The sequence below is a fragment of the Oryzihumus sp. genome, from assembly GCF_054325275.1.
The window spans coordinates 35,521-49,111 of the sequence record NZ_JBTCWL010000025.1 but is presented as its reverse complement, the minus strand read 5'-3'; the positions used below and the strand labels follow the sequence as shown (position 1 = coordinate 49,111).

Genomic DNA, 13,591 nt, shown 5'->3' with positions numbered 1-13,591 from the left:
GGCGTCCACGGCCGTGGCCGCGCAGGCGTCGCGGGTGCGTGGCCGGCCACGCTTTCGGATGGGGCCGGCCTTGCTCGGCATCCGGCCGGCCTCGGTGAGGGCGCGGCGGAGCAACATCTCGATGTGGGCGTTGACGCTGCGGAACTCGTCGTCGGCCCACCGGATCAGGGCGTCGTGGACCGCCGGATCGACCCGCAGCAGCACCTGCCGTCGTTCGCTCAAGGGCTCGCCCCCTCAGCTGTAGAGCGAGCCGGTGTTGACGACCGGCGACGGCGGCTGGTCACCGCACAGAACGACCATCAGGTTGCTGACCATGCTCGCCTTTCGTTCCTCGTCGAGCTCGACGACCTGGCCTTCGCTGAGCCGGTTGAGGGCCATCTCCACCATGCCGACGGCGCCCTCGACGATCCGGCTGCGGGCGGCGACCACGGCGTTGGCCTGCTGGCGGCGCAGCATGGCCTGGGCGATCTCCTGGGCGTAGGCAAGGTGGGAGATCCGGACCTCGACGATCTCCACCCCGGCGATGGAGACCCGCTCGGCCACCTCGTGGGCGAGCTCCGCGGCGACCACATCGGTCGCGCCGCGCAGCGAGGCGCCGGCCTCCTCCGCATTGTCGTAGGGGTGGGTGTTGGCGACGTGGCGCAGCGCGGACTCCGACTGCACGGAGACGAAGTTCTCGTAGCTGTCGACGGCGTACGTCGACCGCGCTGTGTCGGCGACCTGCCAGACCACGATCGCAGCGATGTCGACGGGGTTTCCGTCGGAGTCGTTGACCTTCAGCCTGTTGGTCTCGAAGTTGCGGACCCGGATGCTGACCCGGCGTCGAATGGTCAGCGGCAGCACCCACCAGAAGCCGGGCTTGCGGACGGTGCCGACGTAGGTGCCGAAGAACTGGATCACGTAGCTCTGACCGGGCGGCACCACCACGAGCGAGGTGGCGACCAACACGAACAGCAGGATCGGCAGCCAGGTCCAGGCGGACGACGCCTTCACCGCGGAGTAGGACCACCAACCCAGCGCGATCAGCACCACGATGCCGGCCCAGCCGGTGATCGCGAGGGCAGGTCGCTGCGTGACGTCGACCCGGGCCCCCTGGTGCCCGACGGGCTCCGCGCGCGGGGCCGGTGTGGGGATCGGCTGCTCGGTGTCACTCATGAGAGCCTCCTTGAAAAGTGATATCACCGGGATAGCACTGTCCGACCCGCTTGCCAAGACCCTCCGCCGGCCACACCGAACGCCACACCGAACGCCACGCCGGTCACCCGCTCGGGGCGGTCGGGTGTCCGGACGCCGGCCGGCGCGTTGTGCGAAACTCCAGGAGATGCAGACACACTCGGGTGACTTCGAGTTGACGCTGGACGAGCTGCGGGCGGTTGCGGGGTACGCCGTGGCGTGCGCCGAACCTGCCCTTGTGGTCTTCCAGAAGGACCGTCCCGACGACCCTCGCCCTGCGGCCGCCCTCGAGGCCGCGCGCGTCTTCGCCGAGGGTGCCCCCCGTTCACGCCTCCAGCGGACCGCCGCGGTCGACGCCCACCGCGCAGCCACGGACGCGACGACCGAAGCTGCCCGGCACGCAGCGAGCGCTGCAGGAGAAGCCGCGGCGGCGGCATACCTCCATCCACTGGCGAAGGCGACGCAGGTGCGCCACATCCTGGGGGCGGCCGCCAACGCCGCCCGGGCGGCCGAGCTGGCACGGGGCGATGACCCGGTGGTCGCGGAGTACGTGGTCACCGCCGCCGCCAAGCGGGTCACGCCGGTCGTCCTGGACGTGCTGACCCGCTATCCGCGGGCGCCGAAGGGGCGCACCCGGGTCGCGGTCCTCATGGCACGGCTCGACAGCCTGCTGCGGGATCCACGTCCGACGCCGCGCATGGTCGACGACCCAGGGCCGTTCTTCCACGGGACCAGAGCCGACCTGCGTCCGGGTGACCTGCTCACGCCGGGCTGGCGTTCGAACTACGGCTCGGGGCGTCAGGCCAGGCACATCTACCTGACGGCCACGCGCGAGGGCGCGCCACTGGCCGCCGAGCTCGCCCGCGGCGATGGGCCCGGGCGGGTATACCGGGTCGAGCCACTCGGCACGATCGAGGACGACCCGAACGTGACCGACAAGCGCTTCCCCGGGAACCCGACCCGGTCCTACCGAACGACCGAGCCACTGCGGGTCATGGAGGAGATCACCGGCTGGGAGCGACCTGCGCCGGAGCTGATCGCGCACATGCGCCAGCGGATGGCCGAGCTGGCCGAGCTCGGGATCGAGGCGATGGACGACTGACGGCCGGCTTCGGCCCCGGACCACAGACGAGACGAGCACGTGAGGATGGCAGTCATGGCACGCGTCAGGTTCGACCACGTCGGGATCACTGTCGCCGACCTCGAGTCGGTCACGGCGTTCTTCGTCGGCCTGGGTCTCGAGGTCGAGGGCAGCATGTTCGTGGAGGGCGAGTTCATCGACACGGTGATCGGCATCCCGGACTCGCGAACGCAGATCGTCATGCTGCGGCCACCCGGCGGAGGGACCGCGATCGAGCTCTCGAGCTTTGTCCGGCCCGACCACGAGCCCGGGTCGCCCAGCGCGATGGCCAACGAGCTGGGTCTGCGCAACGTCTGCTTCGAGGTCGACGACCTCCAGGCGACCGTCGACCTTCTGGCCGAGGACGGCTACGGGCTGGTCGGCGGTATCGGTCAGCACGAGGACATCTGGCGCATGGCGTACGTGCGGGGGCCGGAGGGGATCGTCGTCTCGCTGGCCGAGCGGATGGGCTGACCCGGGTCGCTGCCAGCTCGCTGCAGCTCCGGTATGCCGGTGCCGGCCTCCCAGCCCGGCTGCGGCTCGGCGTGCGGCCCAGCTGCGCTCTTCCCTCGTCAGGAGAAGACGCGCAGGTCCTCGAGGGTGACGCCCACGAGCTCGTCGACGGCGAGCTCTGGGCGCCGGTGGGCCGTCACGCGGAACACGCCGGCGGTCGAGGTGCGCAGCTGCCCGAGCGCGCGGGCGTCCGGGTCACCGAGCCGCAGCACGCCCAGCTCGGGCCTGTCACTCAGATGCGCGTCGGTCGGCGGGAGGCCCAGTCGTGCGGTGTACCCCGACAGGATGACCAGGGCGTCTTCGACCCCGGGGCTCGCGTAGGCGTCGGGTTCTCCGAGGGCCTCTCGGATGTCGCCGCCGTGCACCCACTCCCCGAACGCGATGCGAGCCACCGAGGGTGCGGCCGCGGCGAGGGCGTAGGCGCGCTCCAGCTCGCCGAGGAGCTCCGACAGCGGCCAGCCCTTGCGCTCGTCGACATCGCCCTGGTTGTCCGCCGGGCTGAAGCTGTGCTCGGTGCCGGTCACCACCCGGATGAGGGCGGAGGCGCAGTGCGCGATCACGTCGCGCACCGACCATTGCGTGCACACGGTGGGCAGGTCGAAGGCCGCCTCGGGGGTCCGCCGCAGCAGCGGGAGCAGGCTGTCCCGCTCGGCGAGCAGGAGCCGGGAGTGGATGTTGGTCATGACCCGGATCTTGCAGCGCCCGTTGGCGCGAGGACTCCGGTTCACGCATGAGGCGTCGAATGTGGCGGGACCTGGCCCTGCTTTGGCGGGAATCCTGCATCACAGCGAGGCGTCCCCTGAGGTCCCGATGGGCATCGCCGGGTTCTGCCGCGCGTGACCCGAGGTGCGGTCTAGGGGGACGTGTTGACGCCGTGCGACAGGACGGCAACGACGTAGATGATGACGACCAGGCCCAGCACCAGGCTGACCGCGCCGCAGATCACCCCGGTGAGCGCCTGGCCGCGGTTCGTCGCCTGGCCGGTCCGGACCTTGCGAAGGCCGATGACGCCGAGGATTATCGCGCCCGTCGAGCTCAGCGGGGCCAGGACGAAGAAGCTGGCGATGCCGACGATCATCGCGGCCAGGCCAAGACCGTTCTCCGGCGGACGACCGTACGCCTGGGCCGGGGGTGCCGGCGGCGGTGGTGGGTAGTCCGGGGGCTGGCTCATGGGTCGCACCTCCAAGGTGGCTTCGGTAGGGATCACTCTCGCAGGGCGGGTGAGTCCGGCAACCCGGGGAAGTCCTCCACCTCTCGTGTGGTGCGGCCCCCTCGCACGCGCGACCTGAGGCGTCGCACGGGGTAGCTGACCGTGTCCCGGTGTGGGTGTGGCCCATCGGGATCCAGCACCAGAGTGCTTTCCAGCGTCATGCCGCCACGGCGTCGACGGATGACTCGTGTCGGTCCGCTGGCGGCGTCGACCGCGAGGTCGATTCGCTCTCGCAGGGCTTCGGGCCGGTCCACGTCCTCATAAGCGAAGTCGTGGCCCACGTGGCCCGCGAACGCGAAGCTGAAGACCTCCGCCGCGGAGTTGATCTGGACAGTGGCGACCCGCTCGGGCCCCGCCCGAGGGTGCAGCTCGATCACGAGGTCCTCTCCCAGGACCCGCCCCGAGAGAAGGGTCCACTCACAACCCGGGTGCCGCGTCATGAGGTCGGGCACCAGAGCGGCGAGTTCGGGAGTGTCCACAGCCGAGAGTGAAGCATCACGGCAGCCCGCCCGCGCGCGAGGTGCGGGAGGGCGACACCTGGGCGGCGCCCGGCCGGGGCAACGTGGTCGACTTTGCCGTCGGCATCGTTATCGGCGCGGCATTCGGGGCGCTGGTCACCGCTCTCGTCAAGGACCGGATCACGCCGATCATCGGGGCGCCCGGCGGCACGCCCAACTTCTCCGGGCTGTACTTCACCGTTAACGGCAGTCGTTTCCTCTACGGGGACTTCATCAACGCCGTCCTGGCGTTCCTGCTGATCGCCGCGGCGATCTACTTCTTCGTCGTCATCCCCGTCAACAAGCTCATGGCGCGATACAAGCCGTCCGCCGAGGAGCCGGCGGCCACGCAGGTCTGCCCTCAATGCCTGTCGTCCATCCACATCGGCGCCAGTCGGTGCGCGTTCTGCACCGCCGAGCTCGTCCAGGGGGCCGGGGCGGAGGCAGCTCGATCCAGGGTGCGGTGGCGCGGTCACCACCTGCGGCAGGTGGTGACCACGCCCGGGGCCATCGCGGCCACCCCAGAGGGGTTACCGGCGGTTGCCCTCCAGGACACCCTGGCGCTCCCTGGTCACTGCGGCGGGGCCGTCCTCGATCCGGTCCTTGTGCGTGACCGACAGGTAGACCACCACCAGCAGGATCGTGCCAAGGAAGAGCACGCTGGTCCAGAGAGTCCCCAGGCCGAGGCCACCCTCGGAGCGGTCCGACCCGAGGAAGTCGCCGATGTTGGCGCCCAGAGGCCGGGTGAGGATGTAGGCGAGCCAGAAGGACAGGACGGCGCCGGCGCCCAGTCGCCACGCGATGAATACGGCCGCGATCAGGGCCAGCGGCAGCAGCACGGAGGCCCCGGGGCCCCAGCCGGTGAGGTCCAGGGTCCAGTCGCCGGCGGCGGTGCCGAGGGCGAAGGTCACCAGGACGGTGAGCCAGTAGAACGCCTCGCGCGGCGTGGTGACGATGCTGTGGATCGACAGGGTTCCCTCGCGGGCGTACCAGATGCCGAACACCACGGCGAGCAGGACGCCGAAGACGGTGGTGCTGATCCACAGCGGGACGTTCTGGCCGTCGGTGAGGTTGTCCGTCAGCAGGGTGCCCACCACGCTGATGAGCACGACGTTGAGCCAGTAGATCGCTGGCACGTAACGCCGCAGCCGGAACTGGACCAGCAGCAAGACGACCAGGGCGGCCGAGAACACCACCGTGGTGTTGGTCAGGCCGAAGCCCAGGGTCTCGTTGATGTAGTCGGCGAAGCTCTCGCCCACGGTCGTGCAGAGGACCTTGATGATCCAGAAGTAGATGGTTACCTCGGGAACCTTGTTGAGCATCTGCCGTCGGCGGGTTCGGGCATCGATTGCGTCGGTCATGGCGCGCAGACTCCTGACCCAACCTGAACGAACCTGAATGAGCGGTGGGCACCTCGTGCTCGTCCGCGCCGATGGGCGGGCACCGTGCGATCAACGTCACACAGGGCGCGGCCCGTGGGGTTCGGGCCCTTCTGCCAGCGCCATCGACGGCAGGACCCCCGGCGCGAAAGGACGCTGGGGCCCCCACGTGCCTGTGAATCAAGCCGATTCCGATCAGGGCGACCTGCTCAGCCGGGCTCGACCCGGCTGAGTGCGAAGTGCCCCGCGGACGTGCTCGACGATGTTCTTCTGGATCTGGTCGAGGTCGTTGGCGTCGGGCAGGTGGACCCGCCCCTCGAGCACCACGAGCCTGGCGTTACGGAGGCCCGCGACGAGCTGTTGCGCACCCCGGAAGGGGATCAGTCGGTCGCCCCGGTAGTGCAGGACGAGTGCCGGCGCCGTGACGGTGGGCAACCTGTCCACGACGTTGTGCTCGTACAGCGAGGCCAGGTAGTCAGCCGCCACGTCGGGTCGGGCCGACTCCCTGAACACCTCTGACAGGTGCCAGGCGGCTTCGTCGCTGGCCCCCGGCCGATACAGGTCGGCGAGAAGCTTCGAGCCCATGCTCCAGTGGGTCCGCGTGATCTGCACGACCATGTCGCGGAGCTGCTTGTCGGTGAAGGTCCCCGGGCCGTCGGCGAAGGTGCCGAACAGCACGAGCGACGCGACCAGCTCAGGCTGTCCTGCGGCCAGGGACACCGCGATCGGACCGGCACCCGACATGGCGAGGAGCGAGACCGGGGGCCCCACCGCGCGTACCACGTCGGCGAGCTCCGCCACACTCGCCGCCAGGCCGAAGTCCCTGACCGGCCCGGGGGAGAGGCCCGTCCCCACCCGGTCGTACAGCGTCAGCGCGAAGTCGTCGGTGAGCCGCTCCAGCAACGACGAGCGAGGATCCCGGCCGGACGCGATGACGTCCAGGTTGGAGATCCAGCCGAGCAGCACCACGAGCGGCGGTCCGGTGCCCGTGCTGCCATGGGCCACGACGTCCCCGGCTCTGGTGCGCAGGTAACGGACCTGGAGAGCGCAGAGGCCGCGCCGTGTCACGACAGCGGTGGCCTGCCCCATCTGCGTTGTCGCGTCCGCATCGGGGGGCTCCTGCAAGAGCTCGACCTGCAACGACTGCATGACCCGTGACGGCTCGAGGCCGAGGTCCTCGCCGAGGTGGTCGCGGTGGCTCCGGTAGTGGCCCAGTGCTTCCACAGTGCGCCCCGTCTGGTGGAGTGCCCGCATCAGCGACGCTCTCGCACTCTCTCGCAGGGGGTGTTCTGCCACGAACGGCTCGAGCATGGGCACCACGTCGGCGGCCCGGCCGCAGGCCAGCAACGCCTCAGCCCGGCGCTCGACGGCCGTGCGGCGACTCTCCTCCAGCCGGATCGCCTCGAGCTGGGCGACCTCGGTGTCCGCGAAGCCGGCATACGCCTGCCCCCGCCACAGTCCGAGGGCCTCCGCCAGGGTGCCTGCCGCCTCCTCCGGCGGCTGCCCCGCGGCCCGGCTCACGAGCTCGCCGAACAGGTCGGCGTCGAGGTCGCCGGGCGACAAGGCGAGCTGGTAACCACGATCCCGGGTCAGGAGCACCTCGCGCTCACTCACCGTGCGGAGCGCGCGGCGCAGCTTGAACACCGCGCTGTGCAGCGACGCCTCCGGGTTGTCCGGCAGGTCGTCTCCCCACAGCAACGTGACCAGCCGGTCGATGCTGACCACCTCGCCGGCGCGTGCAGAGAGGGCCGCGAGGAGGGCAGATTGGCGCGTCCCCGGAAGCGGGACCGTGACTCCACCGCTCCCGACGAGCTCGACTGCGCCCAATATGCGCACCAGCACTGGCGGTCCTCCAGAGACCATTGTCGCGCCAGTTCAGCCGATGTCGAGGGCGGCGTCCCAGGAGCCGGCGCACAGCAGGCGGAGCAAGGCCGACCTGTCCACCGCCGGAGGGTCGAGGAGGCGGAGGGGTCCCTGTGCCTCCAGGAGCCCGTCGACATGCCGGGCCGTCGCGCCGATCCTGGCCAGCAGCCGCCTCGACGCGGTGTTGGAGGGCGCCAGCGTGGCCTGGACGCGGCGGATGCCGCGAGCGGCAGCCACGGTCGTGATCGTGTCGAGGAGCACGGTCCCGAGGCCGCGACGCTGCAGTCGGTCCACGACCTCGAAGGCAAGCTCGGCCGTCGTCGGGCGGTCCTTCAGGCGGACGTAACGAGCGATCCCGACGGGTTCGTCGTCCAGGGACGCCAGCCAGGCGACGTGGTGGTCACCGTCGACGTCCGTGAGCCCGGACAGCATCCCCGGTGACAGACGGGGAAGGCCGGAGAGGTAGCGCATCCACCGGGAGACCATCGACATGCCCTCGAACACGCCGAGCAGCGGCGCGGTCTCGCCGTGGACGAGCGGCCTGAGGGTGACGGTCGTGCCGTCAGGAAGGCGGGCTCCGAGCGGGTCGACCTGACGAGACGTGAGGGGATGGGGGTTCTGAACCTGGGCCATGGTGCGCTCCGGGACGTAGTCGGACTGACCACGCCACGGTGAGCGCCACGCCTTCCCACGGGCTGCCCGCGTGATTCCCCGCTGCTGCCGCCATCTGTCCGTTGAGCTCGCGAGCTGGACTCCTGAAGGCCCGGGACTCATCCACCGGTGCGCGTGAGCTCCGTGAGGTACTGGTTTCCGTCCGGATCGGAGGTGCTAGACCGGCCGGGCGGTGGCACTGAATGGCTGCGGAGCGCTGAGGATGGGCGCGCCCTGCGGCAGGAGCCGCCCATCGACCAGCGTCTCTATGCGGTCGGCGAGGCCGAGCAGGGCTGGGCGGTGGGTGGTCATGAGCACGGTTCGGCCGTTCATCAGCCGCATCAGCGCGTCCACGAGTGCCCGTTCGGCAGCCAGGTCGAGGCCGGAGGTCGGCTCGTCGAGCAGGACAATGGGCGAGTTTCGCAGGAGCGCCCTGGCTATCCCTACGCGCTGACGCTGCCCGCCGGAAAGGCCCACTCCGCGGTCGCCCAGTTGGGTGGCGAGACCCTCGGGGAGTCCGTCGGCGAACTCCAGCACACCCGCCGCCGCGCAGGCCTGCACCACCTCATCCGTCGAGGCGTCCGGGCGCCCGAGAAGGACGTTGGCAAAGACCGACCCGGAGAAGAGGAAGGTGTCCTGAAGCACGACCGCGATGTGGCGGCGCAGGAAGCTGGGCTCGAGCGTCTCGAGATCCAGGCCTCCGATGAGGACACGCCCCGCGGTTGGCCGATAGAGGCCGGCAACAAGCGCCAGGACGGACGACTTGCCTGCCCCGTTCGGGCCGGACAGGGCCACCCGGCTGCCGGCCGTGACGTCCAGGTCCAGATCGGTGAGCACCTGCCCCCTGCCGTAGTCGAGCCGCACGTTCTCGAGGCGGACTGACGCCTCGACCCGGGAGGGGGCCCGAACCGTTCGACGGTGGGTCGGAACGTCGAGGATCTCGGCCACGCGTTCGGCGGACGCGGCTCCGGCGGTGAGGGTGAGCGACAGGCGTGACAGGGACCGTAGCGGGCGCAGCATGTCTCGGAAGTAGGCCAGCGCGACCACGAGGATGCCGGCGGTCCACCACCCCTGCAGGGCGCCGTACCCGCCTACGAGCAGCAGGGCGGCGGTGCCGCAGGCGGAGGTGGCTTCGAGCAGGGGGGTGAACCGGGCCCGCAGGTCGACCGACCGGAGCCCCGCCCGGAGTGCGGCGCCGTTGTAGCCGGCGAACTCTTCCTCGTGCACGTCCTGGGTGCCCACCACGTGGACCGTCCGTATGCCGGTGATCGTCTCGGCGGTGAGTGCGGCCAGCTGCCCTTCCGCCGCGCGACGCTTCCGCGCCGCATCACGGGTGAGCCGGCTGTACCGCTTGGCGGCGAAGAAGACCAGCGGGGCGGCGCTCAGCGCAACCAGGCCGAGGCGCCAGTCCAGGGCGGTGATGACGGCAGCCAGCCCGACGATGGTCAGCACACCGGGCAGCAACGTGGAGAAGACGTCGACCAGGCTGTCCTCGATCCGGTTGGTGTCAGAAGACATGCGACTCGTGAGCTCGCCGACGCTGCGGCGGTCGTGGAAGGTCATGGGCAGCCGGAGCAGGTGGCTGAACACGTCGGCGCGGATGTTTGCCGTGATGCGCTCTCCCGCACCATTCATCAGCCGGTCGCCAAGGTAGTCCAGCGCGCCGGACAGCAGGGTGAACAGCAGCGAGGCGGCGGCAGCAACGACCAGCAGGCCTCCCCCCGAGACGCCGGTGCGGTCGACGATCACCGCCTGGGGGCCGTGCAGGCGGTGGTGCCCCAGGACACCGTCGATGACGAGCGCGATGGGCCAGGGGACGGCGAGGTCGGCGAGCAGCTCACCGACTCGGCACAGCACACCCAGGGCCAGACGGCCCCGATGGGGGACGCCGTAGGAACGAAACCGCCACAGGGTCGACAGCAGGGTCGGCTCCGCGCGCTCGGTCAGGCGCACTGTCGCGCCGCCTCCCGGGCGCGAGCGTTGGACCAGCCCGCGTGGATGCCCCGCGCGGACAGCACGCGCTCCAGGTGCGCCGTGAGGGCATCGTCGCGGCTGACCTCGAGCATGGCCGACAGCAGGGTCCCGAAGTACTTCCGCGCACGGCGGGCCTCCGGGCTGCGGTCGAGCGTGTCGTCCTGGCCCAGCCGGGCCAGCCCGCGCAGGAGCACGCTGTCCACTGACTCGGCGGGGTGGCCGGCCCGATCCGCGTGCGACCGCGCGTCCCACAGGGCGCTGGCCCAGATCGACCCGTCCGCGTGCGGGTCGGCGTCGTGCCCACCCCTGAAGTCGGTCATGGTCCGATGCGAAGCCAGATACCGTCGGCGCGGGTCGCTCAAGGGGATGTGGCCTCGGTGCCAGCCGTAGATGTCCGGGTGTCCGAGCATCGCGGCGGCCAGGTAGTCGCAGGTCCCTTCCTCGACAGCGGTCCGGCGGTTCGTCTGGTCCTGCGGCGGGCGCAACCGGTTGAGCCGGAAGTCGGCAACGTGCCGGCACACGTGATGCGCGACCTCATGGGTCACCACGGCCACGTTGTGACCCGGTGCGTGCAGGTACCGCGAGCCGGCGTGCTCGACGTACAACCGACCCGAGCCGAGGTGCACCTCCCCCGCGGGGTCGACGGGAGCGACCTCGGGGAGCTCGCTGTAGCTCGACGCGGGGAGGCGGTAGTGACCTCCGCCCCAGCGCTGCGGCCCCACTTCGTGACAGCCGACCAGGATCCTCAGCGGTGGCAGTGTCCTGTCCAGCTCGGCCTCGACGCGATCGAGGAGCCGGCGGGCGCACGCGGCGACGTTGGTCAGCGCGAACGCTCGCGCGCCGGCGTCGAGTGTGGGTCCGCTCAGTGGGCCGCCGCCGCGGCCCGGGTCGCTTCGCAGGTCGTCCTCGCCTGAGAGCAGGGGCTCGCCGCGGGCGTCGGCCACGATCAGGCCGGGCACCACAAGTGCGCTTGGCCGCAGCTGGCGTATGTCGAGCGGCACCCGTCCCAGCCGACCTGGAGGCGGGCCGTCGCACGCGACATAGGCGGCGACCGTGGTCATGCCCATTGTGCGGTCCGCAGGAGGTCCAGTGCCGCGCCGCGGGCGAGCTCGTCCGGCGTCGCGACCGGCAGGCCCGTGGCGGCCTCGGCTTCGCGGGCGGCGAGCGGGCTGGCCGACACGAGGCCGCTCAACGCGCTGACGCGGACTCCTGCGGCGGCCAGGACGCTCTGGGCGCCCACGGCGCTGAGGGCGTCGCCGACCGCGACCAGCACTGAGTCCGCGAACTCGGGCAGGGCGGCCAGCAGCTCGTGCGTCTGGGACTGCAGGAGGCCGTCGGCGATCTCAATGACGACATGAGTGGCGCCGTCCGCGGCCAGGGCGTCACGGATGCGATGCATCGTCGAGACCAGCTGAGCCGTCGGATAGCCGAAGGTGGACGGCATACCGAAGTCCAGGAAGTCCACGACAGTGTGCGCGCCGGCGTCGGCGTAGACCCAGCGATCCTTGCCGCTGCCCGACCCGGTGGCCTTGCCGGCTCCCACCCTCAGACCGGCACGAGCCCACCCGCGGATGATGCCGGCGGCGGTGGTGGTCTTGCCGGCGTTCATCGACGAGCCCACCACGACGACGGTGGCCGGGCGCGGGCTTGCCACGGGTGAGGTCGGGCGAGTGAGTTCGGCCAGCGTCATCGGGACGCCGTCGCCGTCCGCTACAGCACCGATCACCTCAAGCTGTGTCGGCGGCGCGCGCCTGACGTGCGACGACGCGACGGTGCCGATGACGCCGCCGGCGGTTAGCAGGTGCGTGTGGGGGCCGGTGGGGACGTAGCCCTCGTAGAAGTCCGTCGCGTAACGGCTGCCGTACGCGCCGGCGACCAGATCGCCGGCGTAGAGGCGGACCCGGCGGCCGTGCCGGTCCTCCAGCGCCCGGTGCTGGCCGAGCAGCTCGACCCGGGCGAACACCAGGTCCCCCTGGGTTGGCTGTCGGGCTACCCCGAGGGTCAGGTCTCGTGCACCCAGTCCCCGCGTGACGAAACTGAACTTGGCTTGCGACAGGTCGCGCATTCAGTCCCCCTCCCGACTGCGCGTCCCTGCGCCGACCCAGATCCTGCGCGCAGCCAATATGGGCGTCTCAAGGAAGTCGCGTGAACTTCGAAGGGGTGAACGAAGGGCGGCTTCCAACGTTCGCGGGGCGAGGGGTAGGGCCCCGGCATTCATCTGAGAGCCGATGTTCTCTGCAGCGCGGTGGGGCGGCTGCAACGGCCCCGAACTCCACCGTAGGCAAGGCAACTTGGCCCCGTCCAGAGGTTGGGTGACGTATTGGCCCCTAGAACACCTGGCGGATGCGGGCATAGCGCTTTGATGCAGGTCACAGCGTTGCGTCGCCCAGCCCGAGGTGGCAACATCTCTTGGCTAACCGACCGGCAAGCCTGTCCGGGGTCCCCCTGCCCCAGCCGGTCCTTGGGAGAAAAGCATGCCCTCGTACGACCAGCCCGACGTCCTCGACCGCAACCTCGGCGAGATCCTGCAGGAGATCCGCGTCGCTCAGACCGGGGTCCAGATCCTCTTCGCCTTCCTCCTCTCGCTGCCCTTCACCTCGGGGTTCCACAGTGCCAGCGCGCCCGACCGCGCGGTCTACCTCACCGCCCTGCTGGCCACCGTCGGGGCGGCGTCCATGCTGATCGCGCCCGTCGCGTTCCACCGCATCCTGTTCCGGCGTCGGCGCCGACCCGACATCGTCCGGGGCGCCAACCGCTTCGCCATCGTCGGACTGGCCCTGATGGTCGTGGGCGTGTCGGCGGCGGTCATGTTCGCCACCAGCTTCGTGGTGGGCACCATGGGTGGCTGCGTCATCGGTGCCATCGTCCTGGCGTGGTTCAGCGCCTGGTGGTTCGGGGTGCCGTTCCACCACCTCCACCGCCGGGACGACCACCCCGTCACGGTGCCCGTCACCAGCTCGTCGTCGCTGCACCGGCCCACGAGGCATGCGGTCGCGCACGCGAGGTCCGTCAACCCCCGATGAGGCCGAGGGCCGTCAAGCCCCGATAGGCCGGATCGCTCCGTCGACGCGCAGCGCGTCGCGCCCGTTGGGGTGCCCGGTTCGCAGCCCGCTGCGCCGTGAGTTCTGAAGAATCGTTCAGGAGCGGCCGCATCGCCCCGATAGGGAGGGTGGCCGCAAACACCACCACCAGAGGTCGGCCCGAGCGTCAG

At 70.7% G+C, this 13,591-nt stretch carries 14 protein-coding genes and 1 pseudogene; 4 read left to right on the top strand and 11 right to left on the bottom strand.

Going from position 1 to position 13,591, the window contains the following annotated elements:
* Both ACXVGS_RS08660 and ACXVGS_RS08655 read right to left on the bottom strand, forming a co-directional pair.
* Positions 1-222, bottom strand: a 222-nt coding sequence (locus tag ACXVGS_RS08660; protein ID WP_458536843.1) for a hypothetical protein, incomplete at its 3' end; no start/stop codon positions are given.
* Between the two features lie 12 nt (positions 223-234).
* Positions 235-1,155, bottom strand: coding sequence for an SPFH domain-containing protein (locus ACXVGS_RS08655; RefSeq protein WP_458528855.1), 921 nt, complete (start codon positions 1,153-1,155; stop codon positions 235-237).
* Between the two features lie 166 nt (positions 1,156-1,321).
* On the opposite strand from ACXVGS_RS08655, the gene arr reads away from it, so the two are divergent.
* Together arr and ACXVGS_RS08645 are read left to right on the top strand one after the other, a co-directional pair.
* Complete coding sequence (gene arr / locus ACXVGS_RS08650; protein ID WP_458528856.1) at positions 1,322-2,275, top strand: NAD(+)--rifampin ADP-ribosyltransferase; 954 nt, start codon at positions 1,322-1,324, stop codon at positions 2,273-2,275.
* Between the two features lie 54 nt (positions 2,276-2,329).
* Positions 2,330-2,767: a VOC family protein gene (locus tag ACXVGS_RS08645; RefSeq protein ID WP_458528857.1), complete on the top strand. Its 438-nt coding sequence runs from the start codon at positions 2,330-2,332 to the stop codon at positions 2,765-2,767.
* 98 nt (positions 2,768-2,865) lie between these two features.
* On the opposite strand, the gene ACXVGS_RS08640 is transcribed toward ACXVGS_RS08645, so the two are convergent.
* The 3 genes from ACXVGS_RS08640 to ACXVGS_RS08630 all read right to left on the bottom strand — a co-directional run bounded on the left by ACXVGS_RS08640 (position 2,866) and on the right by ACXVGS_RS08630 (position 4,393).
* Positions 2,866-3,489, bottom strand: a complete 624-nt coding sequence (locus tag ACXVGS_RS08640) for a maleylpyruvate isomerase family mycothiol-dependent enzyme (RefSeq protein WP_458528858.1) — start codon at positions 3,487-3,489, stop codon at positions 2,866-2,868.
* Between the two features lie 170 nt (positions 3,490-3,659).
* Entirely contained in the window at positions 3,660-3,977 is a 318-nt protein-coding gene (locus tag ACXVGS_RS08635; RefSeq protein WP_458528859.1) for a DUF4190 domain-containing protein, read from the bottom strand.
* Positions 3,978-4,009: 32 nt separating this feature from the next.
* Positions 4,010-4,393, bottom strand: a complete 384-nt coding sequence (locus ACXVGS_RS08630; RefSeq protein WP_458528860.1) for a hypothetical protein — start codon at positions 4,391-4,393, stop codon at positions 4,010-4,012.
* Between the two features lie 110 nt (positions 4,394-4,503).
* Between ACXVGS_RS08630 and mscL the strand changes: the two are divergent.
* A pseudogene (gene mscL, locus ACXVGS_RS08625) lies at positions 4,504-4,881 on the top strand (large conductance mechanosensitive channel protein MscL); the annotation flags it as partial.
* Between the two features lie 162 nt (positions 4,882-5,043).
* On the opposite strand, the gene ACXVGS_RS08620 reads toward mscL, so the two are convergent.
* From ACXVGS_RS08620 to ACXVGS_RS08595, 6 genes are all read right to left on the bottom strand, one after another.
* The gene (locus ACXVGS_RS08620; protein WP_458531411.1) at positions 5,044-5,874 is read right to left on the bottom strand and encodes a COG4705 family protein; all 831 of its coding nucleotides are present in this window, start codon (positions 5,872-5,874) and stop codon (positions 5,044-5,046) included.
* 213 nt (positions 5,875-6,087) lie between these two features.
* Positions 6,088-7,755: an alpha/beta fold hydrolase gene (locus tag ACXVGS_RS08615; RefSeq protein WP_458536842.1), complete on the bottom strand. Its 1,668-nt coding sequence runs from the start codon at positions 7,753-7,755 to the stop codon at positions 6,088-6,090.
* 12 nt (positions 7,756-7,767) lie between these two features.
* Positions 7,768-8,388 (bottom strand): N-acetyltransferase family protein, encoded by a 621-nt coding sequence (locus tag ACXVGS_RS08610; RefSeq protein WP_458528863.1) that lies wholly within the window; start codon positions 8,386-8,388, stop codon positions 7,768-7,770.
* 195 nt (positions 8,389-8,583) lie between these two features.
* Positions 8,584-10,359: an ABC transporter ATP-binding protein gene (locus tag ACXVGS_RS08605; RefSeq protein WP_458531413.1), complete on the bottom strand. Its 1,776-nt coding sequence runs from the start codon at positions 10,357-10,359 to the stop codon at positions 8,584-8,586.
* Positions 10,350-11,339, bottom strand: a complete 990-nt coding sequence (locus ACXVGS_RS08600; protein ID WP_458528865.1) for a hypothetical protein — start codon at positions 11,337-11,339, stop codon at positions 10,350-10,352. The genes ACXVGS_RS08605 and ACXVGS_RS08600 overlap by 10 nt, the downstream gene beginning before the upstream one ends.
* 98 nt (positions 11,340-11,437) lie before the next feature.
* On the bottom strand, positions 11,438-12,445 hold the full coding sequence (locus ACXVGS_RS08595; RefSeq protein ID WP_458531414.1) for a DUF1611 domain-containing protein: 1,008 nt from the start codon (positions 12,443-12,445) through the stop codon (positions 11,438-11,440).
* A gap of 409 nt (positions 12,446-12,854) precedes the next feature.
* Between ACXVGS_RS08595 and ACXVGS_RS08590 the strand changes: the two genes are divergently transcribed.
* Positions 12,855-13,403, top strand: coding sequence for a DUF6328 family protein (locus ACXVGS_RS08590; protein WP_458528867.1), 549 nt, complete (start codon positions 12,855-12,857; stop codon positions 13,401-13,403).
* Positions 13,404-13,591 lie beyond the last annotated feature (188 nt).